Below are 23771 nucleotides of genomic sequence, written 5' to 3'. Positions count from 1 at the left end.
CGGTGAAAAAATTACGCATTGGCGTGGTGGGGCTGGGCGGTATTGCGCAGAAAGCCTGGCTGCCCGTATTGGGCGCTGCGTCTGACTGGACGCTGCAAGGGGCATGGTCACCCACCCGAGAAAAGGCAGAACGTATCTGTGAAACCTGGCGTATCCCGTATGCGGCATCGCTCCAGGATCTGGCCCGCGATTGCGATGCGGTCTTTGTGCATACCTCAACGGCAACCCACTATCAGGTGGTGAGCGAGTTGCTCAATGCGGGGGTTCACGTCTGCGTGGATAAACCGCTGGCGGAAAATGTTCAGGACGCTGAACGGCTGATTGAGCTGGCGGCACGTAAAAAACTGACGCTGATGGTCGGTTTCAACCGCCGCTTCGCGCCGCTTTACCAGCAGCTGAAGGCGCAGTCCGGCAATATGGCCTCGCTGCGCATGGATAAGCACCGCACCGACAGCGTGGGACCAAACGATCTGCGCTTTACCCTTCTCGATGACTACCTCCACGTGGTGGACACCGCGCTGTGGCTGGCTAACGGCGAAGCGCTGCTGAAAAGCGGCACTCTTGTCACCAACGAACAGGGGCAGATGGTGTATGCGGAACACCATTTTGCCGTTGAGCATCTTCAGGTCACCACCAGCATGCACCGCCGCGCGGGCAGCCAGCGGGAATCCGTGCAGGCGGTAACCGACGGCGCGCTGTACGACGTTACCGACATGCGTGAATGGCGGGAAGAGAAGGGCGGCGGCGTGGTGATGCAGCCGGTCCCCGGCTGGCAAAGCACTCTGGAGCAACGAGGTTTCGCAGGATGTGCCCGCCACTTTATCACCTGCGTGCAAAATCAGACGGTTCCTGAAACGTCCGGCGAGCAGGCCATTCTGGCTCAGCGCATTGTGGAACGGCTCTGGCGCGAGGCCATGAGTGAATAACTCGCTGTAACATATGCGGATAGTAATTCGTTGAAATCGGGTTAGACTAAGCGCCGCTTGTTGGCTTTGCCGGGTGGCGCTTGTGCTTTCCCGGTCTATAAATCCGTATGGTTCTGGAAATTCACGTTAATGAACTTATTAAAATCGCTGGCGGCCGTCAGCTCGATGACCATGTTCTCTCGCGTTCTCGGTTTTGCGCGCGATGCCATTGTGGCAAGGGTCTTTGGTGCAGGGATGGCAACGGACGCCTTTTTCGTGGCGTTCAAACTGCCGAACCTGCTGCGTCGCATTTTTGCTGAAGGGGCGTTCTCCCAGGCGTTTGTGCCCATTCTGGCGGAATATAAAAGCAAGCAGGGTGAAGACGCGACGCGCGTGTTTGTCTCTTATGTCTCCGGGTTGCTGACGCTGGCGCTGGCCGTGGTGACGGTAGTCGGTATGCTGGCCGCGCCCTGGGTCATTATGGTGACCGCGCCCGGCTTTGCCGACACGGCGGATAAATTTGCTCTGACCTCGCAGCTTCTGCGCATTACCTTCCCCTATATTCTGCTGATCTCGCTGGCCTCGCTGGTGGGGGCGATCCTGAACACCTGGAACCGCTTCTCCGTTCCGGCGTTTGCGCCGACGTTTCTCAACGTCAGCATGATCGGTTTTGCGCTGTTCGCCGCGCCGCACTTCAACCCGCCGGTGCTGGCCCTGGCCTGGGCGGTCACCGTGGGCGGCGTGCTGCAGCTGGCGTACCAGCTGCCGCACCTGAAAAAAATCGGCATGCTGGTGCTGCCGCGTATCAACCTGAAAGATGCCGGGGCGATGCGCGTTATCAAGCAGATGGGGCCCGCCATTCTTGGCGTCTCCGTCAGCCAGATCTCGCTGATTATCAACACCATTTTTGCCTCTTTCCTGGTGTCGGGTTCCGTCTCGTGGATGTACTACGCTGACCGCCTGATGGAGTTCCCGTCCGGCGTGCTGGGCGTGGCGCTGGGGACCATCCTGCTGCCGTCGCTGTCGAAAAGCTTTGCCAGCGGCAACCATGACGAATACTGCCGCCTGATGGACTGGGGCCTGCGTCTCTGCTTCCTGCTGGCCCTGCCAAGCGCGGTAGCGCTGGGGATCCTCGCCAAGCCGCTGACGGTGTCGCTGTTCCAGTACGGGAAATTCACCGCGTTTGACGCCGCGATGACCCAGCGCGCGCTGGTCGCTTACTCGGTGGGATTGATGGGGCTGATTGTCGTCAAAGTGCTGGCACCGGGGTTCTATTCACGTCAGGACATTAAAACGCCGGTGAAAATTGCCATTGTAACGCTGATTATGACGCAGCTGATGAACCTGGCATTTATCGGCCCGCTGAAGCATGCCGGCCTGTCGCTGTCTATTGGTCTGGCGGCCTGTCTGAATGCCGGGCTGCTTTACTGGCAGCTGCGCAAGCAGGATATCTTTACGCCGCAGCCGGGGTGGGCAAGTTTCCTCGTGCGTTTGGTCGTGGCGGTGCTGGTGATGTCTGCGGCACTCATCGGGATGATGTACATCATGCCGGAATGGTCTTTGGGCACGATGCCTTATCGTCTGATGCGGCTGATGGCCGTGGTGGGCGTTGGGGTGGTAGCGTATTTTGCCACGCTCGCCGTGCTGGGCTTCAAAGTGAAAGAGTTTACCCGCCGGACGGCATAAACGCCAAAAGGGGAGTTCACCTCAGGGTGCTCCCCACTGCAAGATTTGTCGCTTACGCCTCAAATCGAAATCTTTTTTACACCCGCAATACGTGCCGTCGCCGTCTGACCATCCGCGCCGTACAGTCCGGTTTCTTTATGCGGCTTCAGCACCTCAAGCGCCTGCTGATTACGCTCTATCTGGCCTTCAAGCAGCCAGCCGTTATGCTGGTTGAGATCGCGCAGATGCTGGGTTTTTTCGGTAATGGTCTGCCAGCGCTCGGCAATATCGTCATTGGCGCTGCGCTTCGAGTCCTGCTCGGCGCGGCGCTGCTGCTCCAGATAATCCAGCGTGGCCAGCAGCGAACTCTTATCTTCAGTAATACGCTGCAGCGCGCTGCCGTTAATGTGACCGGAAGAGAGATGCTGTTGTTCAGCATCCATTACCGTTTTCAGGTCGTTCAGGACAACCGTCATTTGATCCAGTATTTCTGACAGTCGACTCATACGGTTAGTTACTCTGTAAGAAACTCTGTGCTTCCTGAATCAGGGCATCAGCAATTTTGCTGGTGTCCATTTTCAGCTCACCGTTGCGAATAGCTGTTTTCAGCGCTTCAACACGTTCCATATTGATATCGTTGCTGCCTGGCTGCATCAGTTTTGCCTGGGCATCGCTCAGGGTCACGCTGGTGCTGTTAGACGTTGACGGTTTTTCCAGACGCGTTTTCTGAGGGGTAGCGTCGTTCGTTTCGCGAGGCTGTACAGCGCTTACCGGCTTCAGGGCTGATGTACGATCAATGCTCATAGTGTTGTCCTCATCGAGGGTTCGCGGCGTTTGCGCCTGACATCATCATTAGTGGAATATTTATCGGCACGCGCCGCGAAATCTTTAAAAAGATTATAGGTTAATCAGAATATTCCCATCAGAATCGACGGTTCCGCTCACCACCTGGCCTGAGGACATTCTGACGCGGGCGTTTTGCGCTACCGCGGCATTGTTTAACGCTTTCCCTTCACTGTTGATGCTAAAGCCGTCTCCGTTGGCAACGACCATCACCTGCTGTCCCGCTTTGACACGCCACGCCTGGCGCAGCATGGAGAGCTGAATAGGCTGGCCCGGCGCAACATCGCGCAGGCTGACGGCGTCCTGTGCCTGGTTAATGTCCAGCATTGTCCGCGGCGGGAGCTGATCCAGACGCCCGCGCTTTAACGTCACGCTGTTTGCCTGCAGCGCGCTGCCACGCACAATGGGGACGGCGGCGACAACATAATTGCCCGTCGCCTGAACTGCAACCTGTAAATAGCGTTTTTCGTTGGCGCAGCGTGCCAGGACGTTCACATTGCCCCACAGCTTCGTGGTCCCCGTCACGCTGAATGACGGTTGCTCGCAGGTCGGATACAGATTCGGCGGCGTGCGTATGGTCACGTTAACGTCATCGCTAAAGCCTGCCAGCTTCTGGGCAAAAAAATTCGTCAGCGCATCCTGTAAATCCCCGGCATTCACCAGAGGGCTAAACAGCAAGAAAGTTGCCATCAGGCCACGTTTTAACGTTTGCATCGCAAGTTCCACCGTTTCCAGAGTTGGATGAATTCTACCTGCAGTGGTTTTGCATCAACGGAATAAATAGCGACGCATTTTGTGCTTATTCCGTCGATAGGGGAGACCGGGTGAGATTTAAGCTGTGAACTGAAATTTTGCCATCAGCGGAGGAGACATGCTCGATAAACTCGACGCCGCGTTACGTTTTCAGCAGGAAGCGCTCAATTTACGCGCCCAGCGGCAGGAGATTTTAGCCGCCAACATCGCTAACGCCGATACGCCCGGGTATCAGGCGCGCGATATTGATTTTTCCAGTGAGCTCAAAAAGGTGATGGAGCGTGGACGTGCCGAAGGAACCGGTGTTGCACTCGCCATGACATCCTCTCGCCATATTCCCGCTCAGGCGATGACCGCGCCAGCGACCGATTTACTTTATCGCATCCCTGACCAGCCTTCACTCGACGGTAACACCGTGGATATGGACCGGGAGCGTACGCAGTTTGCCGATAACAGCCTGAAATACCAGACGGGCCTGACCGTACTCGGCGGACAAATCAAAGGCATGATGAACGTCCTGCAAGGGGGCAACTGATAAATGGCCTTGCTGAATATTTTTGATATCGCCGGCTCGGCGCTAACTGCCCAGTCCAAACGTCTGAACGTGGCCGCCAGTAACCTGGCGAACGCCGACAGCGTGACCGGACCTGACGGACAGCCTTATCGTGCCAAACAGGTTGTGTTTCAGGTCGACGCTGCGCCAGGCGCGGCGACGGGCGGCGTGAAGGTGTCTGACGTGGTTGAGAGCCAGGCGCCGGACAAGCTGGTGTATGAGCCAGGTAACCCGCTCGCGGACGCTAACGGATACGTGAAGATGCCAAACGTGGATGTGGTAGGCGAGATGGTGAACTCCATGTCGGCGTCCCGTAGCTACCAAGCGAACGTCGAAGTGCTTAATACCGTGAAGAGCATGATGCTCAAAACACTCACTCTCGGCCAGTAAAGGAGACATGCATGTCCATCGCCGTAAATGTGAATGATCCGACGAACACGGGTGTTAACAACACCAAAAGTTCGACAAGCTCCAGCTCCCTGACGGGAAGCAATGCCTCCGATTTGCAGAGCAGTTTTCTGACGCTGCTGGTGGCGCAGCTTAAGAACCAGGATCCGACTAACCCAATGCAGAACAATGAACTGACCACGCAGCTTGCGCAGATCAGTACCGTGAGCGGCATTGAGAAACTGAACACCACCCTCGGTTCCGTCTCCGGTCAGATTAACAGCGCTCAGTCCCTGCAGGCGGCAAGCCTGATTGGTCACGGCGTGATGATCCCGGGGACCACGATCCTGGCGGGCACCAGCACCACCGACGGTACATCGACCACCACCACTACGCCGTTCGGCGTTGAATTGCAGCAGGCGGCTGACAAAGTGACGGCGACGATCACCGATTCAACCGGCGCCGTGGTTCGCACCATCGACATCGGCGAGCTGAAAGCGGGCGTTCACACCTTTACCTGGGACGGCAGCCTGACCGACGGCACGAAAGCACCAAATGGCTCCTACAAAGTTGCGATTAGCGCCAGCAACGGGACGACCCAACTGGTGGCGCAGCCGCTGCAGTTCGCGCTGGTTCAGGGCGTGATTAAAGGGGGCGACGGCAACAAACTGGATTTGGGTACCTCCGGTACCACCACACTCGACGAAGTTCGGCAGATTATCTAAGCCTTAACACTTATCAGGAGTAAGTCATGGCCTTTTCTCAAGCGGTCAGCGGCCTGAATGCTGCGGCCACCAACCTGGACGTCATTGGCAACAACATCGCCAACTCCGCGACCTATGGTTTCAAATCCGGTTCTGCGTCTTTTGCAGATATGTTTGCCGGTTCCAAAGTGGGTCTGGGCGTAAAAGTTGCGGGCATCACTCAGGACTTTACCGACGGTACCACCACCAACACCGGTCGTGGCCTGGACGTTGCCATCAGCCAGAACGGTTTCTTCCGTATGGTCGATGCAAACGGCTCGGTGTTCTACAGCCGTAACGGCCAGTTCAAGCTGGACGAAAACCGTAACCTGGTGAACATGCAGGGGATGCAATTAACGGGGTATCCGGTTGCCGGAACACCATCAACGGTTCAGACCGGTGCGAATCCACAGGCGATTAATATCCCGACCACGCTGATGGCCGCGAAGTCCACCACAACGGCTTCCCAGCAGATTAACCTCAACTCCACCGATGCTGCACCAACCGCCGCCTTCGATCCGGCCAACCCGGACACCTACAACAAAAAAGGTACGGTAACCGTCTTTGATAGCCAGGGTAATGCGCACAACATGAACCTGTTTTACGTCAAAGATGCAACCCCGGCGAACTCCTGGAAAGTGTATGCCCAGGACGGCAGCGTGGCAGGCAGCGCGGCGGCAGTGGCCACGACCTTGACCTTCGATAATAACGGTACGTTGATCGGGGGTGGAAACATCAACATCACTACCGCGACTATCCCAGGTGCGGACCCGGCGACCTTCGCGATGAGTTTTGCTAACTCCATGCAGCAGAACACCGGTGCAAACAATATCGTGGCGACCAACCAGAACGGCTTCAAGCCGGGCGACCTGGTCAGCTATCAGATCAACGATGACGGCACCGTCGTCGGGAACTACTCCAACGAGCAGACTCAGGTGCTGGGCCAGATCGTGCTGGCAAACTTCGCCAACAACGAAGGCCTGAAGTCCGAAGGGGATAACGTCTGGTCTGCCACGCAGTCTTCCGGTGTTGCCCTGCTGGGCACCGCGGGCTCCGGTAACTTCGGCACGCTGACCAACGGCGCGCTGGAAGCCTCTAACGTGGACCTGAGTAAAGAACTGGTGAACATGATTGTCGCGCAGCGTAACTATCAGTCGAATGCGCAGACCATCAAGACCCAGGATCAGATCCTCAACACGCTGGTTAACCTGCGTTAAGCGGCTAACAGGAAAGCGCAATGGATCACGCAATATATACCGCGATGGGCGCGGCAAGTCAGACGCTCAGCCAGCAGGCCGTTACCGCCAGCAACCTGGCAAATGCCTCTACGCCGGGCTTTCGCGCGCAGCTGAATGCGCTGCGCGCAGTGCCGGTGGAAGGGCTCTCCCTGCCGACCCGTACGCTGGTGGCGGCATCCACCCCGGGCGCAGACATGACGCCAGGGCAGATGGATTACACCTCACGCCCGCTGGACGTTGCTCTGCAGCAGGACGGTTGGCTGGCGGTGCAAACGGCGGACGGTGGCGAAGGCTATACCCGTAACGGGAATATCCAGGTCAGCGCGACCGGCCAGCTGACGATTCAGGGGCATCCGGTGATGGGTGAAGCGGGCCCGCTGACCGTGCCGGAAGGCTCTGAGCTGACCATCGCCGCGGACGGCACCATCTCGGCGCTGAACCCGGGCGATCCTGCCAACACCGTTGCCCCCGTCGGGCGTCTGAAGCTGGTCAAAGCGGAAGGCAAAGAGGTGCAGCGCGGCGACGACGGTATGTTCCGTCTGACCCAGGCAGCTCAGGCTACCCGTGGTGCCACATTACAGGCCGATCCGAGCATCCGCGTGATGTCCGGCGTTCTGGAAGGCAGCAACGTTAAGCCGGTAGCCGCTATGAGCGACATGATCGCCAGCGCCCGTCGTTTTGAAATGCAGATGAAAATTATCAGCAGCGTGGACGAAAACGCGGGCAAGGCTAACCAACTTCTGTCGATGAGTTAACAGGACTCTTTATGATCAGTTCTTTATGGATCGCGAAAACTGGCCTGGACGCGCAGCAAACCAACATGGATGTGATTGCCAACAACCTGGCAAACGTGAGCACCAATGGTTTCAAGCGTCAGCGCGCCGTTTTCGAAGATTTGCTTTATCAAACCATCCGCCAGCCGGGCGCGCAGTCTTCTGAACAGACGACGCTGCCGTCAGGCCTGCAGATCGGTACCGGCGTTCGCCCGGTGGCGACCGAGCGTCTGCACAGCCAGGGCAACCTGTCTCAGACCAACAACAGCAAAGACGTGGCGATCAAAGGCCAGGGCTTCTTCCAGGTGCAGCTGCCTGACGGGACCTCTGCCTACACCCGTGACGGTTCCTTCCAGGTCGATCAGAACGGTCAGCTGGTGACGGCGGGCGGTTTCCAGGTTCAGCCTGCGATCACCATTCCGGCGAACGCCCTGAGCATTACCATCGGCCGTGACGGCATCGTGAGCGTGACCCAGCAGGGGCAGGCCGCGCCGGTCCAGGTCGGACAGCTCAACCTGACCACCTTCATGAACGATACCGGTCTGGAAAGCATTGGTGAGAACCTCTACACCGAAACGCAATCCTCCGGCACGCCAAATGAAAGTACGCCAGGCCTGAACGGTGCCGGTCTGCTGTATCAGGGGTATGTCGAAACCTCCAACGTGAACGTGGCGGAAGAGCTGGTGAATATGATCCAGGTCCAGCGCGCGTATGAAATTAACAGTAAAGCAGTCTCGACGACCGATCAGATGCTGCAGAAACTGACGCAACTCTAAGGTGTAGCCCGGTGCGGTAAACCCCGCACCGGCTCCCTGTTTTCGAAGATGAAGGCAATGCAAAAAAACGCGGCGTTTCGTTATCCGATACTGACTGTTCTGGCCGTCACCCTCAGCGGGTGCGCTTTGATCCCGTCTAAACCATTGGTCCAGGGTGCGACGACTGCCCAACCCGTTCCTGGCCCTGCGCCAGTTGTAAACGGCTCCATTTTCCAGACCGCGCAGCCGATTAACTACGGCTATCAGCCGCTGTTTGAAGATCGCCGCCCGCGTAATGTCGGCGATACATTGACCATTGTGCTGCAGGAAAACGTCAGCGCGAGCAAGAGCTCGTCGGCGAACGCCAGCCGCGATGGCAAAACCAATTTTGGCTTTGACACCGTTCCACGCTATCTGCAGGGCCTGTTCGGCAATGCCCGTGCGGATGTTGAGGCCTCCGGCGGCAACACCTTTAACGGTAAAGGTGGCGCGAACGCCAGCAACACCTTCAGCGGTACGCTGACGGTCACGGTTGACCAGGTGCTGGTTAACGGCAATTTACACGTCGTGGGTGAAAAACAGATCGCCATTAACCAGGGCACTGAATTCATTCGCTTCTCGGGCGTGGTGAATCCACGCACCATCAGCGGCACCAACACCGTTCCGTCCACCCAGGTGGCGGATGCGCGCATTGAGTACGTCGGTAACGGCTACATTAATGAAGCGCAGAATATGGGTTGGCTGCAGCGCTTCTTCCTTAATTTATCGCCGATGTAAGCGAGGTGACCCATGTTTAAATCGATCTTCGCCGCGGCGCTGGTTCTTGTCGCAACGTTTGCCCAGGCCGACCGCATTCGCGATCTCACCAGCGTTCAGGGCGTCCGCGGGAACTCGCTGATTGGCTATGGCCTGGTGGTGGGGCTGGACGGTACCGGTGACCAGACCACCCAGACGCCGTTTACCACCCAAAGCTTAAACAACATGCTTTCCCAGCTCGGCATTACCGTGCCAGCGGGAACAAACATGCAGCTGAAAAACGTGGCCGCGGTAATGGTCACTGCCTCATACCCGGCGTTTGCGCGCCAGGGGCAGACCATTGACGTGGTGGTCTCCTCAATGGGTAACGCCAAAAGCCTGCGCGGCGGTACGCTGCTGATGACCCCGCTGAAAGGCGTCGACAGCCAGGTCTACGCGCTGGCGCAGGGGAACATCCTGGTCGGCGGGGCAGGCGCATCCGCTGGTGGAAGCAGCGTACAGGTGAACCAGCTGAACGGCGGGCGCATCACCAACGGTGCGATCATCGAGCGTGAACTGCCGACCCAGTTTGGCGCGGGTAACACCATCAACCTGCAGCTGAATAATGAAGACTTCACGATGGCGCAGCAGATTGCCGACACCATCAACCGCAGCTATGGCAATGCCACGGCACTGGATGCGCGTACCGTGCAGATCCGCACCTCCACCGGCAGCAGCAACCAGGTGCGCATGCTGGCGGATATCCAGAATCTGGAAGTGAACGTGCCGGTGCAGGATGCCAAAGTGATCATCAACTCCCGTACGGGCTCCGTGGTGATGAACCGGGAAGTGTCGCTGGATAGCTGTGCCGTGGCGCAGGGTAACCTGTCGGTGACGGTTAACCGTTCCGCCAACGTCAGCCAGCCGGATACACCGTTTGGTGGCGGCCAGACGGTAGTGACGCCGCAAACGCAGATTGATTTACGCCAGAGCGGCGGTTCCCTGCAGAGCGTGCGCTCCAGCGCCAACCTGAACAGCGTGGTGCGTGCCCTGAACGCCCTGGGCGCGACGCCGATGGATCTGATGTCCATTCTGCAATCGATGCAAAGCGCGGGCTGCCTGCGCGCCAAACTGGAAATCATCTGATGCTGACCGATAGCAAACTGTTGACCAGTGCCGCCTGGGACGCCCAGTCGCTCAACGAACTGAAAGCCAAAGCAGGTAAAGACCCGGCGGCGAATATCCGCCCGGTTGCTCGCCAGGTGGAAGGGATGTTTGTACAGATGATGCTGAAGAGCATGCGCGAAACCCTGCCGAAAGACGGGATGTTCAGCAGCGATTCAACGCGTCTCTACACCAGCATGTATGACCAGCAGATTGCGCAGCAGATGACCGCTGGTAAAGGCCTCGGTCTGGCTGACATGATTGTCAAACAGACCGCTGCCGCACAGGGTGTTCAGCCAGAAGAGCAGCCGCCGCAGGTGCCGATGAAGTTCGACCTTGAAACGGTGACCAGTTATCAGAACCAGGCGCTGACGCAGATGGTGCGTAAAGCGATACCGAAGGCAACGGGCAGCGGCGACGAGGCGCTCTCCGGTGACAGCAAAGACTTCCTGGCGCAGCTTTCTCTGCCGGCACGGCTTGCCAGTGAACAGAGCGGCGTGCCTCACCACCTGATTCTGGCCCAGGCCGCGCTGGAGTCGGGCTGGGGCCAGCGCCAGATCCGCAAGGAAAACGGCGACCCGAGCTTCAACATCTTCGGCGTGAAGGCCACCTCCAGCTGGAAGGGGCCGACCACCGAGATCACGACTACGGAATACGAGAACGGCGCGGCGGTGAAGGTGAAAGCCAAATTCCGCGTTTACAGCTCTTATCTGGAAGCGTTGTCTGACTATGTGGGTCTGCTGAGCCGAAATCCGCGTTATACCGCCGTTACGCAGGCGGCAACGGCGGAGCAGGGCGCTCAGGCCCTGCAAAACGCGGGCTACGCGACCGACCCGAACTACGCGCGCAAGCTTACCAGCATGATCCAGCAGCTGAAATCGATGGGCGAGAAGGTCAGCAAAGCCTATAGCACAGATATCGAAAATCTGTTCTGAAAGTTCTCAAGTCCCGGTGGAGGTTGCCGATAACCTTCATCAGGACTCGTGTCTGAACGTATAAAAGGAACCCCCATGTCCAGTTTGATTAACAGCGCCATGAGTGGCCTCAGTGCCGCACAGTCGGCACTCAATACCGTCAGTAATAATATTTCAAGCTATAACGTGGCAGGTTACACCCGCCAGACGACGGTGCTGGGTGCATCTAACAGCACGCTGACCGGCGGTGGCTGGGTGGGTAACGGGGTGTATGTCTCCGGTGTCCAGCGTGAATATGACGCTTTCATCACCAACCAGCTGCGCGCCGCGCAGACCCAGAGCAGCGGCCTGACCACGCGCTATCAGCAGATGTCAAAAATTGACGATGTGCTCTCCGATACCACCAACTCGCTTTCCACCACCCTGCAGGATTTCTTTAAGAGCCTGCAAACGCTGGTGAGCAACGCGGAAGACCCGGCTGCGCGTCAGACGGTGTTGGGAAAAGCGGGCGGCCTGGTCAATCAGTTCAAAACCAACGATCAGTATCTCCGCGATCAGGATACGCAGGTGAATACGGCGATCGGAACCAGCGTTTCGCAGATCAACAACTATGCCAAACAGATTGCCAATCTGAACGATCAGATTTCCCGCCTCACCGGCGTCGGCGCGGGCGCATCGCCTAACGATCTGCTCGACCAGCGCGATCAGCTCGTCAACGAGCTGAACAAAATCGTGGGTGTGGAAGTTTCGGTTCAGGATAGCGGCACGTTTAACATCTCTTTCGGCAACGGCTACAGCCTGGTGCAGGGCAGCAAAGCTAACCAGCTGGCTGCCGTGAAGTCCAGCGCCGATCCTTCCCGCACCACTATCGCCTACGTCGATGAAGTTGCGGGTAATGTCGAGATCCCGGAAAAGATGATCACCACCGGCTCGTTAGGCGGTTTGCTGACCTTCCGCGCGGAAGATCTGGATAAGGCTCGTAATAACCTGAACCAGATGGCGCTGGCGTTTGCTGACGCGATGAACAAGCAGCATGAGGCCGGCTTTGATGCCAACGGCGATGCGGGCGGCAAGCTGTTCGGCTTCGGTTCTCCGGCTGTGCTTTCCAACAGCAAAAATAGCGGCACGGCGGTCGTCAATGCCACCGTTGCGGACAGCACCAAAGTTCAGGCAACGGACTATAAGCTGCAGTTTAACGGCACCGACTGGACCATCACCCGCACGTCGGACAAGACCAGCTTTACCATGAGCCCGGATGCCAGCGGCAATCTGTCGTTTGACGGTCTTAACGTGAACGTCAGCGGTTCGGCCAACGCCAAAGACAGCTTTACCGTGAAGCCCGTCTCTGACGTCATCATGAACATGGAACTGTCCATCAGTGACGAATCCAAACTGGCCATGGCCGCGGTGCAGAACGGCGGTGAGAGCGACAACCGCAACGGGCAGAAAATGCTCGATCTGCAAAACAGCAAAGTGGTTGGCGGGAACAAAACCTTTAACGATGCCTATGCCTCACTGGTGAGCACCGTAGGGAGCACCACCGCTTCACTGAAAGTCAGTAGCCAGACGAAAGCCAATGTGGAAACGCAGTTAATTAAGCAGCAGCAGACCATCTCTGGGGTAAACCTCGACGAAGAGTATGGCAACCTGCAGCGTTATCAGCAGTATTACCTCGCCAACGCGCAGGTGCTTCAGACTGCCAGTACGCTCTTCGATGCAATTATCAACATTCGTTAAGGTTGAGGTGAAAAATGCGTATTAGCACCCAGATGATGTACGAACAGAACATGCGCGGGATCACCGATTCCCAGAGCAGATGGCTGAGCTACGGTGAACAAATGTCCACCGGCAAGCGCGTTAATCGTCCGTCGGACGATCCTATCGCGGCTTCACAGTCTATTGTGCTGTCACAGTCTCAGTCTCAAAACAGCCAGTTCGCGTTAGCGCGCACCTTTGCCACGCAAAAAGTGTCGCTGGAAGATAACGTGCTGACCCAGGTGAACACCGCGTTATCAAGCGTGCGTGAGAAGCTGGTCTACGCGTCAAACGGCACCTTAAGCGATGACGACCGTCTCTCTCTGGCGACCGATATCCAGGGGATCCGCGACCAGCTGATGAACCTGGCTAACACGACGGATGGCAATGGTCGCTTTATCTTTGCGGGATACAAAACCGAGAGTGCACCGTTTGATGCCGCAACCGGCACCTACAATGGTGGTACTGAGGCGATTACGCAGCAGGTTGATACGGCGCGAAACATGGCAATCAGCCATACCGGCCAGCAGATCTTCGAGAGCATTACCAGTAATGCGCAAGAGCTGCCGGGCGGGGGCTATGGCGACACCAACATGTTTAAAATCCTGGACTCCGCCATTGCTTCGTTGAAGACGCCGATTGAGAACGATCCGGCCGCCGCCGCCGCGCAAAGCCAGGTGATTTCCAACGCGCAAATCGGCATCAAAAACGCTCAGAACAATGTCCTGACGGTTGTTGCGGATGTGGGAACGAAGATGAACGAGCTGGAAAAACTCGATACGCTGGGCGATGACCGCGCGCTGGGTCAGACCAAGCAGATGAGCGACCTGGTTGATGTCGACTGGAACGAAGCGATCTCCTCTTACACCATGCAGCAGGCGGCCCTGCAGGCTTCTTATAAAGCGTTTAGCGATATGCAGGGCATGTCTCTGTTCCAGCTGAACAAATAACATCTTGACCTCTTGGAACATGTCTTGAAACTGGGCATGTTTTACTGCCCAATCCGTCTGGATTGGGCATTTTTTTTATGCCATTTCTGCTGGTGCCGAGGCGACCCGCGCGCTTTCAATCATACGGATTGCCAGCGCAATGATGCCGCAAACCGTTGCCAGCGCAACCACGCCCGTCCAGCCAGCCAGCGTGTAAATATTGCTGCCTAAAGCGGAACCCAACGCCATGCCGATGAAGATCACGGTAAAGAGCAGGGCGTTCAGACGACCCCGTGCCTGTGGCTCAAGGCTGTAAACCAGATTCTGGTGCGCGACCAGGCTGGACTGCAGGCCCAGATCGAACCCGATAGCAGAGACGGCAATCAGAATCAGCTGTCCGTGAACTCCCAGGGCGGGCATCAGGAACATCAGGGCAAACGAGACGGTCACAAGGACGGCACCAAGCTGCGTGACTTTCCCGGCACCCAGTTTATCCGCCAGGCCGCCCGCCAGCGGGGCTGCCAACGCACCGGCTGCACCTGCGATACCAAAACCACCTGCGACGGCACTCCCGAGGTGATAGCGTTCCAGCAGCATGACCGCAAGCGTAGACCAGAAGGCGCTAAAGGCTATCGACAGAAAACCCTGGGCCAGCGCTGCACGGCGCAGAGCGGGATAGCGACGCCACAGATGTTCCATCGAGCGCAGCAGAGCGGGATAGCTCAGCGTGGAGTGAACGGCGAAACGAGGGAGTACGGCCCACATCACCACGCCGATAAACGCAATACTTCCCGCAGCCAGCTGATACATCACGCGCCAGCCAAACGCTTCGCCCACCACGCCGCTGACGGTTCGGGAGAGCAAAATGCCCAGCAGCAGACCGGTCATCACCGTACCCACGGTTTTCCCCTGTTTGCCTTCCGGCGCAAGGATCGCCGCAGCCGGGACAATATCCTGCGCCATGGTGGCGGCCATGCCGATGAGCAGGCTTGCCAGCAGCAGGGAGTGGATCTGTCCGGTCAGGCTACAGCCCAGCAGGAACAGCGCCAGGGCCGCGCTCTTTATCAGGATTAATGTTCTGCGGTCGTGGCGATCGCCGAGCGGCAGCAGGAACAGGATCCCTAAGGCATATCCCGCCTGGGTGAGGGTCGGGACCAGGCCCATTCCTTCGATACTCAGGTGAAGGTCGGCGCCCATCAGAGGCAGCAGAGGCTGGGCATAATAGATGGATGCCACGCTGAAGCCTGCACCGAGCGCCAGCATTAGGATTACCCAGCGGCTTACGGCATGGGCGGCGGTTGTTGTGTTCATAAGACGTTCCTCATTCATCGTGTGAGGCTATTTTTCATCAGTACGCCTTGCAGCGGTAGCGGGCGCGGTGGTAAAACGCTTATACGTTGAACGTATAGATGAAAAGTAAATGAAAAGAGCTGAGCGTATAGACAGGGTAGAGCTGATGCGGACGTTTGTCCGCATTGTGGAGGCGGGTTCCCTTTCTGCGGCGGCACGGCAGCTGGACACCACCCAGGCTACGGTGAGCCGGCGGCTGCAGTCGCTTGAGACAATGCTGGGCGTGCGTCTGATGTTGCGCACCACCCACACGACGCGGCTGACGGATGACGGGGAGCGCTGCTATCAGCATGCCCGTCGGGTAATTGACAGCTGGCTGGCGCTGGAAGATGAGGTGGGGCAGACGGAAGATGAACCTGTAGGCGTGCTGCGGGTGCGGGCACCGCATGCGTTTGGTCAGGATCAGCTCCTGAAACCACTAACCGAATTTCTGCAGCGTTATCCGCAGCTTTCTATTGAGTGGATGCTCAACGATCGGTCGGCTGATTTTCTGGGCGACAACCTTGACTGCGCTATTCGGGTGGGAATGGAAGTCGACCCGGCGACCGTGTCCGTGCTGCTGGCCGAAGTGCCGCGCTCGGTGGTGGCTTCTCCGGCATTGCTGGACCGCTTTCCGACGGTTAACGCCCCGGAGGATTTGCAGCAGCTTCCCTGGATTGCCATCAGCTCTTTCTACCAGCGCCATGTGGAGCTTTTTCACGAGGCATCATCCGCCACCGCGCGCGTGATAATTACACCACGCCTGAGCACTGACAGTCTGTATGTCGCACGCAATACGGCACTCACCGGTCTTGGCGTGGCGGTAGTATCCAGCTGGACGGTACAGGATGATATCCGGGAAGGTCGGCTGGTACATTTGCTGCCAGAGTGGCAGCCGGCGGCGTTACCGGTGCATCTGGTTTACCCCTGGTCCCGGTATTATCCGGCGCGCTTGCGGCGATTTCTGGAGCTAATGCGGCAGATCATGCCGGAGGTCACCGGGATGAGAAAGCCCGTGCAGCAGCCATAAAAAAAGCCGACCCGAAGGTCGGCTTTTTACTTTCTGCGTCGTTATTCGACAGACTGCGGACGTGTCGCTGGTGCAGTCGCCTGATGCGTTGCACTGTGGCCGCCTGCAGCACCTTTACCGTCAAAGCTGAACGCCGGGCGAACCCAGTCGCTGTGACGCGGTGCTTCAGGCACATACTCTGGTGCCGGAGCGCGCGTCATCGGCGCTGTCGCAACGTGAGCAGGCGCAGGAGCGGCAACAACCTTAACCGGCTCTGGCTCCACTTCAGGCGCTTTCGCTTCTTCAACAACCGGTTCAACCTGAATCTCAACGTCCTGAACGATTTCTTCAGTGGTGGTTTCGACGAGGGTTTCAGCGGCTTCTTCCACTGCGGCTACTGGTTCAGCCTCTTCAGCGACTTCCTCAGCCACCACGACATCTTCTTCGGCGATAATCTGCGGTGCGGCATCAACCGGCGCGGCAATCACTTCAGGATGGGTGGTTTCGACGTCCACTGCGTGTGGTTCTGCTGCTTCAACAACCTGAGGTTCAACCACGGTTGCTGCTTCGGTCACAGCGTCTTCAACCGCTGCTACAGGAGCAATCACCTCTTCGGTCACAGCCTGCTCTTCAACAGCCTGCTCCAGGCGAGCGACCGGATAACGGATCCAGACTTTGCCGGATGCCATTTCTGGTGACGCGCACGCCACGGTCAACGGCATTGGAGACTGAGTCGGATAACGCTCGTCACGGTAGCGACGACGACGCTGGCCACTCACGCGCAGATGACGCGGAGAACGGCGGGAGCGACGCGGCATACCTGCGTTGTCACGGTTTTCACCGTTTTCATCCTGCTCAACGTTATTGTCCACGACGGCTGGCAGGTCAACTTTTGCAACCTGCGTGCCTGTTGCGGTTTCTGCCGCTTCAGCCGCAACTACGGTGGTTTCTTCTACCGGAGCCGCACCAACGCGCACTTTCTGTGCCAGCTGGCGCTGCTTACGACGAGGCATCACCTGAGTACGTTCTTCCTGCTCGCCGTCCTGCTGCTCAGCGGGCTCTTCGCGGTTCAGGTTTTTAACTTCCTGCTGCGCCTGACGCTTCTCCTCGTTACGACGACGGTTGCGTTCGCGGCGTGGCTGCTGCTCGTCGCGCTGTTTGCTCTTCTCAGACTCATCGCCCGCCTGCTGGCGAATTTCACGATCTTCAACATTCTGCTGCTGTTTCTCGCGACGGTTGCGACGGTTGTCTTCGCGCTGCTCACGGCCTTCATTATTGTCTGAGCGGCTGTCACGACGCTCGTTACGGTCGCTGCGGTCGTTACGATCGCGGCGGTTGTTCTGACGCTTGCGACGGTCCTGCTGACGTTCAGGTTTGGCTGCTTTAGGTTCTTCTTTCGGCTGCTCTGGCTGAACTTCTTCACCCGCAAACATCTTCTTCAGCGCGCCGAAGAAGCGGCTCAGCAGACCCGGTTGCGCCGGCTGGACTTTCGCGGCCGTTGCTTCTGGTTTCTGCGCCGCCGGTTTGGCTGCCGGTTTTTCCAGCGCCGCTTCCGGTGGTGCTTCAGGCATAATGAAGGTCGCTAACGCAGGCTGCTCTGGGAGTTTGCGCTCGGCAGGTTCTTCATCGGAAGGCAGCGCCATCTCTTCTTCATGCAGCTTCGGCAGCAGGTAGCTGAGGGTGCTGGTCTCTTCGCCCTTACGGACACGCAGCACGTGATAGTGCGGGGTTTCCATCTGGTCGTTTGGCACGATGATGCAGCGAACGCCGCCCTGACGCGCTTCGATTGCGCTGACCGCTGCACGTTTTTCGTTCAGCAGGTAGGAGGCAATCGGCACAGGCACAATGGCGTGAACCTCTTTGGTGTTCTCTTTCAGCGCTTCTTCTTCAATCAGACGCAGGATAGAGAGAGACAGAGATTCGTTATCACGCACGGTACCGGTGCCGGAGCAGCGCGGGCAGACGTGATGGCTGGACTCACCCAGCGACGGGCTCAGACGCTGGCGGGACATCTCCAGCAGGCCGAAGCGCGAGATGTGGCTAATCTGGATACGCGCGCGATCCTGACGCACCGCTTCACGCAGGCGGTTTTCAACCGCGCGCTGGTGGCGAACAGGGGTCATGTCGATGAAGTCGATAACAATCAGACCGCCCAGGTCGCGCAGGCGGAGCTGGCGGGCGATTTCATCAGCGGCTTCAAGGTTGGTGTTGAAGGCCGTCTCTTCGATGTCCCCGCCGCGGGTTGCACGCGCGGAGTTGATGTCGATAGCGGTCAGCGCTTCGGTGGTATCGATCACGATAGAACCGCCGGACGGCAGGCGCACTTCACGCTGGAAGGCGGACTCGATCTGGGATTCGATCTGATAATGGCTGAACAGCGGGATTTCACCGGTGTACAGTTTAATTTTGCTGGTGAAATCCGGACGACCCAGCGCGGCGATGTGCTGGCGAGCCAGCTCAAGCACTTTCGGGTTATCGATCAGAATCTCACCGATGTCCTGACGCAGGTAATCACGGAAGGCACGCACGATAACGTTGCTTTCCTGGTGGATCAGGAACGGAGCAGGGCGGCTTTCTGCGGCTTTCTGGATAGCTTCCCAGTGCTTCAGACGGAAGCTCAGGTCCCACTGCAGCGCTTCGGCAGATTTGCCCACGCCCGCGGTACGCACGATAAGCCCCATGCCATCCGGCAGCTCAAGGCTTGCCAGCGCTTCTTTCAGCTCGGTACGGTCATCACCTTCGATACGGCGAGAGATGCCCCCCGCGCGCGGGTTGTTTGGCATCAGCACCAGATAGCTCCCCGCCAGGCTGATAAAGGTGGTCAGTGCGGCACCCTTGTTGCCGCGCTCTTCTTTATCAATCTGAACGATAACTTCCTGACCTTCACGCAGAACATCTTTGATGTTTGGGCGGCCATGGGCGTTGTAGTTTGCAGGGAAATATTCGCGGGCGATTTCTTTCAGAGGGAGGAAACCATGACGCTCAGCACCGTAATCGACAAATGCAGCTTCAAGGCTTGGTTCAATGCGGGTGATTTTACCTTTGTAAATGTTCGCTTTTTTCTGTTCGTGTCCAGGACTTTCAATATCCAGATCGTACAGGCGCTGCCCATCCACAAGGGCGACACGCAACTCTTCTTGCTGAGTTGCGTTGATTAACATTCTTTTCATCGTAACTTACTCGTTATTCTTACATTGACGACAAAGCTGCGGGCAAGGTGACGCTTTCCGGGGTATGAACCGATGGCCTCGTGTCTGTTCACGTCGCCAACCTCACGGTTGTCGCTCGCTTAAGAGGCGCAGAGTGTCGGTTGCCTGTATTTCATACGGAAACACAGCGCAATTATCAGGGGAATTGCCTGGGTAGAACTCTCCAGAGAACAATCCTTATACCGGGAAGTACTGCAACCCGCAGCCCGCTAACTGCCTGAAAGATCAATACGTCTTACGCCATTGCTGCGTGGATGATCGGTCAGACAAAATTGGTCATTCCGTCGACATCCTTACAAAACCCGGATTTAACGCGGAAAACAGCCCCATTATTCCACTGCTCGCCGGGTTATAGCAAGATGACTTTTACCAATTATCACCCGGTTACTCACAGTTTCTTCACCTCAAGGTGGTGATTGGTTTAATAACCACCAAATCGATTGCGTGAAACGGGGCGCAGGCCGGATAAAAGTAAATATAAGCATAGAAAAATGAGTGGCGCTAATGGCTGACGATATTTAGAATCGCCAACCATGAAAACAGAGACTCCAGCCGTAAAAATGGTTGCTATCGCGGATGACTACGCGGGGCAACGCATCGATAACTTCTTGCGCACCCAACTGAAGGGCGTGCCAAAGAGTATGATTTACCGCATCCTGCGTAAGGGCGAGGTGCGGGTGAATAAAAAACGCGTGAAGCCTGAGTATAAGCTCGAAGCCGGTGATGAAGTGCGTATTCCACCGGTGCGCGTGGCTGAACGTGAAGAAGAGGTGGTTTCGCCGAAACTGCAAAAAGTCGCGGCCCTGAGCGATGTCATCCTTTATGAGGACGATCATATTCTGGTGCTGAATAAGCCATCGGGTACCGCGGTCCACGGTGGTAGCGGTCTGAGCTTCGGCGTGATTGAAGGGTTACGTGCGCTGCGTCCGGAAGCCCGTTTCCTCGAACTGGTTCACCGCCTGGACCGTGATACCTCAGGCGTGCTGCTGGTAGCGAAAAAGCGTTCAGCGCTGCGTTCCCTGCACGAGCAGCTGCGTGAAAAGGGCATGCAGAAAGATTATCTGGCGCTGGTGCGCGGTCAGTGGCAGTCCCACGTGAAGGTGGTGCAGGCCCCGCTGCTGAAGAACATTCTGCAAAGCGGCGAGCGCATTGTGCGCGTGAGCCAGGAAGGGAAACCGTCGGAGACGCGCTTTAAGGTTGAAGAGCGCTATGAGTTTGCCACGCTGGTGCGCTGCAGCCCGGTGACGGGGCGTACCCATCAGATTCGCGTGCATACCCAGTTTGCGGGCCATCCGATTGCGTTTGATGACCGCTACGGCGATCGCGAGTTCGATAAGCAACTGGCGGGTACGGGCCTGTCGCGTCTGTTCCTGCATGCGGCAGCGCTGAAGTTTACCCATCCGAATACCGGGGAAGTTATCCGTATTGAAGCGCCGCTGGACGAGCAGTTGAAACGCTGCCTGAAGGTTCTGCGCGGCTGATTAGGTGCCGGGTGGCGCTGCGCTTACCCGGCCTACGAAACCCGTAGGCCCATGCAAGCGAAGCGCCGCTGGGCATAACTTACACGATCAGCGGATTACACTCTTCTCGCCGTAACATCTGGCACAAGGCAATCAGCGGCAATCCCACCAATGTGTTCGGATCCCGCCCATCCATTTTGTCGAACAGCGCAATCCCCAGTCCTTCACTCTTAAAGCTTCCTGCGCAGTTCAGCGGACGTTCCCGGCGCACGTAGTCCATAATCTCCTGCTCGCTAAGATGGCGGAAGTGCACGTCGAACGGCTCGCATTCGGTTTGCAGATGGCCAGAGGCGGAGTTATAGAGCGCCAGGCCCGTGTAAAAGGTCACGATAGTGCCCCGCGCACGCAGAAGCTGCTGGCAGGCATTCTCCTCCGTATGAGGCTTGCCGGTGATTTCGCCGTCCAGCACGCAAACCTGATCGGAGCCTATAATCAAATGTGCAGGATAACGTGCGGCCAGCGATTGCGCTTTCTCCTTAGCGAGACGCGTTACCAGATGACGCGGTGATTCACCCGGCTGCGGCGTCTCATCAACGTCCGGCGCGGCGCATTCAAACGGGATCCCGAGCTTTTCCAGCAGCGTTCGACGGTAGGGAGAAGTGGAAGCAAGGACGAGATTTGGCATATTTTTATCACCAGATATAGCGTATCGATGCCAGCCATTTTAAACTACAGGCCGCAATGTGTGCGAATAATTGGCAAAAGGCAGCTCTGGTTGCCTTTTTCTTTGACTCTATGACGTTACAAAGTTAATATGCGCGCCCTATGCAAAAGGTAAAATTACCCCTGACTCTTGATCCGGTTCGTACGGCTCAAAAACGCCTTGATTACGAAGGTATCTATACTTCCGATCAGGCCGAGCGTATTGCCGAATCTGTAGTCAGTGTGGACAGTGATGTAGAATGCTCCATGTCGTTCGCTATCGACAACCAGCGTCTCGCCGTTTTAACCGGTGATGCAAAGGTAACGGTAACGCTCGAGTGTCAGCGTTGCGGGAAACCGTTTGTACAGCATGTTCACACAACGTATTGTTTCAGTCCGGTTCGTTCTGACGAACAGGCTGAAGCACTCCCGGAAGCGTATGAGCCGATTGAGGTTAACGAATTCGGTGAAATCGATCTTCTGGCTCTGGTTGAAGATGAAATCATCCTCTCCTTGCCAGTTGTTCCGGTGCATGATTCTGAACACTGTGAAGTGTCCGAGGCGGACATGGTCTTTGGGGAACTGCCTGATGAAGCGCAAAAACCAAACCCATTTGCCGTATTAGCCAGCTTAAAGCGTAAGTAATTGAGGAGTAAGGTCCATGGCCGTACAACAGAATAAACCAACCCGTTCCAAACGTGGCATGCGTCGTTCCCATGACGCGCTGACTGCAGTTACCAGCCTGTCTGTAGACAAGACTTCTGGTGAGAAACACCTGCGTCACCACATCACCGCTGACGGTTTCTACCGCGGCCGCAAGGTTATCACTAAGTAATCGCGCGAAAGCGTGATTAGGCTTAGTGAGGATTTCCCCGTGCAAACGGGGAAGTTACCGAACCAGGCTGCGACGATACCTTGACACGTCTAACCCTGGCGTTAGATGTCATGGGGGGAGATTTTGGCCCTTCCGTGACAGTGCCTGCAGCATTGCAGGCACTGAATTCTAATTCGCAACTCACACTTCTTTTAGTCGGCAATCCCGACACAATCACGCCATTACTTGCAAAAGCTGACTTTGAACAACGTTCGCGTCTGCAGATTATTCCTGCGCAGTCAGTTATTGCCAGTGATGCACGCCCCTCACAGGCGATTCGTAATAGCCGTGGCAGCTCTATGCGCATGGCGCTGGAGCTGGTAAAAGAAGGGCGAGCGCAGGCTTGCGTCAGCGCCGGCAATACCGGCGCGCTGATGGGGCTGTCGAAATTACTGCTCAAGCCGATTGAGGGCATTGAGCGCCCGGCGCTGGTGACGGTGTTACCGCATCAGCAGAAGGGGAAAACGGTGGTGCTCGATTTGGGCGCTAACGTGGATTGTGATAGTACCATGCTGGCTCAGTTCGCCGTGATGGGGTCGGTGCTGGCAGAAGACGTGGTCGGGATCAACAATCCCCGCGTTGCGTTATTGAATATTGGTGAAGAAGAGACCAAAGGCCTGGACAGCATTCGCGACGCTGCTGAAATGCTCAAACAGGTTCCCTCCATCAACTATATTGGTTATCTCGAAGCCAATGAGTTGCTGACGGGAAAAACGGATGTTCTGGTGTGCGATGGCTTCACCGGAAACGTAACGTTGAAGACCATGGAAGGGGTCGTGCGCATGTTCCTTTCTCTGCTGAAATCTCAGGGAGAAGGCAAAAAAAGCGCCTGGTGGTTGATTTTATTGAAGCGTTGGTTACAAAAGAGCCTGACGCGGCGATTCAGTCACCTCAACCCCGACCAGTATAATGGCGCCTGTCTGTTAGGATTGCGCGGCATCGTGATTAAGAGTCATGGCGCCGCCAATCAGCGAGCATTTTCTGTCGCCATTGAACAGGCAGTGCAGGCGGTGCAGCGACAAGTCCCTCAGCGGATTGCCGCTCGCCTGGAATCTGTATTAGCTAAAAGTGACTGA

24 protein-coding genes are annotated in these 23771 nt (G+C 57.0%); 18 read left to right on the top strand and 6 right to left on the bottom strand.

Annotated features, from left to right (window positions below):
• Positions 1 to 2 precede the first annotated feature (2 nt).
• Both ACTJI7_RS03820 and murJ read left to right on the top strand, forming a co-directional pair.
• Positions 3 to 926, top strand: a complete 924-nt coding sequence (locus tag ACTJI7_RS03820; RefSeq protein WP_182035272.1) for a Gfo/Idh/MocA family protein — start codon at positions 3 to 5, stop codon at positions 924 to 926.
• A 129-nt stretch (positions 927 to 1055) separates the two neighbouring features.
• Positions 1056 to 2591, top strand: coding sequence for a murein biosynthesis integral membrane protein MurJ (gene murJ, locus ACTJI7_RS03815; protein ID WP_063153827.1), 1536 nt, complete (start codon positions 1056 to 1058; stop codon positions 2589 to 2591).
• A gap of 59 nt (positions 2592 to 2650) precedes the next feature.
• Here the strand turns inward: murJ and flgN are convergent, their stop codons facing one another.
• The 3 genes from flgN to flgA all read right to left on the bottom strand — a co-directional run bounded on the left by flgN (position 2651) and on the right by flgA (position 4127).
• Positions 2651 to 3076 (bottom strand): flagella biosynthesis chaperone FlgN, encoded by a 426-nt coding sequence (gene flgN, locus ACTJI7_RS03810; RefSeq protein WP_028012701.1) that lies wholly within the window; start codon positions 3074 to 3076, stop codon positions 2651 to 2653.
• 4 nt (positions 3077 to 3080) lie between these two features.
• Positions 3081 to 3374 carry a flagellar biosynthesis anti-sigma factor FlgM gene (gene flgM / locus ACTJI7_RS03805; protein ID WP_014883360.1) on the bottom strand — a complete coding sequence of 98 codons (294 nt, stop codon included), beginning with the start codon at positions 3372 to 3374 and terminating at the stop codon, positions 3081 to 3083.
• Between the two features lie 93 nt (positions 3375 to 3467).
• Positions 3468 to 4127, bottom strand: coding sequence for a flagellar basal body P-ring formation chaperone FlgA (gene flgA / locus ACTJI7_RS03800; protein ID WP_028012702.1), 660 nt, complete (start codon positions 4125 to 4127; stop codon positions 3468 to 3470).
• A gap of 157 nt (positions 4128 to 4284) precedes the next feature.
• On the opposite strand from flgA, the gene flgB reads away from it, so the two are divergent.
• From flgB to flgL, 11 genes are all read left to right on the top strand, one after another.
• A complete protein-coding gene (flgB, locus tag ACTJI7_RS03795) occupies positions 4285 to 4701 on the top strand; it encodes a flagellar basal body rod protein FlgB (protein WP_008500815.1) in 417 nt (138 codons plus the stop codon).
• A 3-nt stretch (positions 4702 to 4704) separates the two neighbouring features.
• Positions 4705 to 5109, top strand: coding sequence for a flagellar basal body rod protein FlgC (flgC, locus tag ACTJI7_RS03790; protein ID WP_013097138.1), 405 nt, complete (start codon positions 4705 to 4707; stop codon positions 5107 to 5109).
• Between the two features lie 11 nt (positions 5110 to 5120).
• A complete protein-coding gene (gene flgD, locus ACTJI7_RS03785; RefSeq protein WP_041910524.1) occupies positions 5121 to 5831 on the top strand; it encodes a flagellar hook assembly protein FlgD in 711 nt (236 codons plus the stop codon).
• A gap of 26 nt (positions 5832 to 5857) precedes the next feature.
• Positions 5858 to 7066, top strand: a complete 1209-nt coding sequence (gene flgE / locus ACTJI7_RS03780; protein ID WP_041910523.1) for a flagellar hook protein FlgE — start codon at positions 5858 to 5860, stop codon at positions 7064 to 7066.
• Between the two features lie 20 nt (positions 7067 to 7086).
• Positions 7087 to 7842, top strand: coding sequence for a flagellar basal body rod protein FlgF (locus tag ACTJI7_RS03775; protein WP_028012705.1), 756 nt, complete (start codon positions 7087 to 7089; stop codon positions 7840 to 7842).
• Positions 7843 to 7853: 11 nt separating this feature from the next.
• Positions 7854 to 8636, top strand: a complete 783-nt coding sequence (flgG, locus tag ACTJI7_RS03770) for a flagellar basal-body rod protein FlgG (RefSeq protein ID WP_000625853.1) — start codon at positions 7854 to 7856, stop codon at positions 8634 to 8636.
• Positions 8637 to 8693: 57 nt separating this feature from the next.
• Entirely contained in the window at positions 8694 to 9392 is a 699-nt protein-coding gene (flgH, locus tag ACTJI7_RS03765; protein WP_023311139.1) for a flagellar basal body L-ring protein FlgH, read from the top strand.
• 12 nt (positions 9393 to 9404) lie between these two features.
• A complete protein-coding gene (locus ACTJI7_RS03760; protein ID WP_028012706.1) occupies positions 9405 to 10496 on the top strand; it encodes a flagellar basal body P-ring protein FlgI in 1092 nt (363 codons plus the stop codon).
• The gene (gene flgJ, locus ACTJI7_RS03755) at positions 10496 to 11449 is read left to right on the top strand and encodes a flagellar assembly peptidoglycan hydrolase FlgJ (protein ID WP_041910522.1); all 954 of its coding nucleotides are present in this window, start codon (positions 10496 to 10498) and stop codon (positions 11447 to 11449) included. Before ACTJI7_RS03760 ends, flgJ begins: the two co-directional genes overlap by 1 nt.
• Before the next feature lie 75 nt (positions 11450 to 11524).
• Positions 11525 to 13165, top strand: coding sequence for a flagellar hook-associated protein FlgK (gene flgK / locus ACTJI7_RS03750; RefSeq protein ID WP_048956760.1), 1641 nt, complete (start codon positions 11525 to 11527; stop codon positions 13163 to 13165).
• Positions 13166 to 13179: 14 nt separating this feature from the next.
• Positions 13180 to 14133 (top strand): flagellar hook-associated protein FlgL, encoded by a 954-nt coding sequence (gene flgL / locus ACTJI7_RS03745; protein WP_048960921.1) that lies wholly within the window; start codon positions 13180 to 13182, stop codon positions 14131 to 14133.
• Positions 14134 to 14208: 75 nt separating this feature from the next.
• On the opposite strand, the gene ACTJI7_RS03740 is transcribed toward flgL, so the two are convergent.
• The gene (locus ACTJI7_RS03740; RefSeq protein ID WP_048960925.1) at positions 14209 to 15423 is read right to left on the bottom strand and encodes an MFS transporter; all 1215 of its coding nucleotides are present in this window, start codon (positions 15421 to 15423) and stop codon (positions 14209 to 14211) included.
• Between the two features lie 109 nt (positions 15424 to 15532).
• On the opposite strand from ACTJI7_RS03740, the gene ACTJI7_RS03735 reads away from it, so the two are divergent.
• Positions 15533 to 16471 (top strand): LysR family transcriptional regulator, encoded by a 939-nt coding sequence (locus ACTJI7_RS03735; RefSeq protein ID WP_048960926.1) that lies wholly within the window; start codon positions 15533 to 15535, stop codon positions 16469 to 16471.
• A 41-nt stretch (positions 16472 to 16512) separates the two neighbouring features.
• Here ACTJI7_RS03735 and rne read toward each other — a convergent pair whose 3' ends face one another.
• Entirely contained in the window at positions 16513 to 19620 is a 3108-nt protein-coding gene (rne, locus tag ACTJI7_RS03730) for a ribonuclease E (protein WP_192979240.1), read from the bottom strand.
• Positions 19621 to 20192: 572 nt separating this feature from the next.
• Here rne and rluC point away from each other — a divergent pair.
• The gene (rluC, locus tag ACTJI7_RS03725) at positions 20193 to 21140 is read left to right on the top strand and encodes a 23S rRNA pseudouridine(955/2504/2580) synthase RluC (RefSeq protein WP_028012713.1); all 948 of its coding nucleotides are present in this window, start codon (positions 20193 to 20195) and stop codon (positions 21138 to 21140) included.
• A 79-nt stretch (positions 21141 to 21219) separates the two neighbouring features.
• On the opposite strand, the gene ACTJI7_RS03720 is transcribed toward rluC, so the two are convergent.
• A complete protein-coding gene (locus tag ACTJI7_RS03720; RefSeq protein ID WP_063153829.1) occupies positions 21220 to 21804 on the bottom strand; it encodes a Maf family protein in 585 nt (194 codons plus the stop codon).
• 140 nt (positions 21805 to 21944) lie between these two features.
• Between ACTJI7_RS03720 and yceD the strand changes: the two genes are divergently transcribed.
• The 3 genes from yceD (at position 21945) to plsX (ending at position 23771) form a co-directional block, all read left to right on the top strand.
• Complete coding sequence (gene yceD / locus ACTJI7_RS03715; RefSeq protein WP_021240759.1) at positions 21945 to 22466, top strand: 23S rRNA accumulation protein YceD; 522 nt, start codon at positions 21945 to 21947, stop codon at positions 22464 to 22466.
• A gap of 16 nt (positions 22467 to 22482) precedes the next feature.
• Positions 22483 to 22656, top strand: coding sequence for a 50S ribosomal protein L32 (rpmF, locus tag ACTJI7_RS03710; RefSeq protein ID WP_003857964.1), 174 nt, complete (start codon positions 22483 to 22485; stop codon positions 22654 to 22656).
• A gap of 80 nt (positions 22657 to 22736) precedes the next feature.
• The gene (gene plsX / locus ACTJI7_RS03705) at positions 22737 to 23771 is read left to right on the top strand and encodes a phosphate acyltransferase PlsX (RefSeq protein WP_028012715.1); all 1035 of its coding nucleotides are present in this window, start codon (positions 22737 to 22739) and stop codon (positions 23769 to 23771) included.

The sequence above is a fragment of the Enterobacter sp. 22499 genome, assembly GCF_052044815.1.
Classification (GTDB): Bacteria; Pseudomonadota; Gammaproteobacteria; order Enterobacterales; family Enterobacteriaceae; genus Enterobacter; species Enterobacter bugandensis.
Note: the sequence above shows the minus strand (reverse complement) of the source record. Positions and strands in the feature narration are given on the sequence as shown.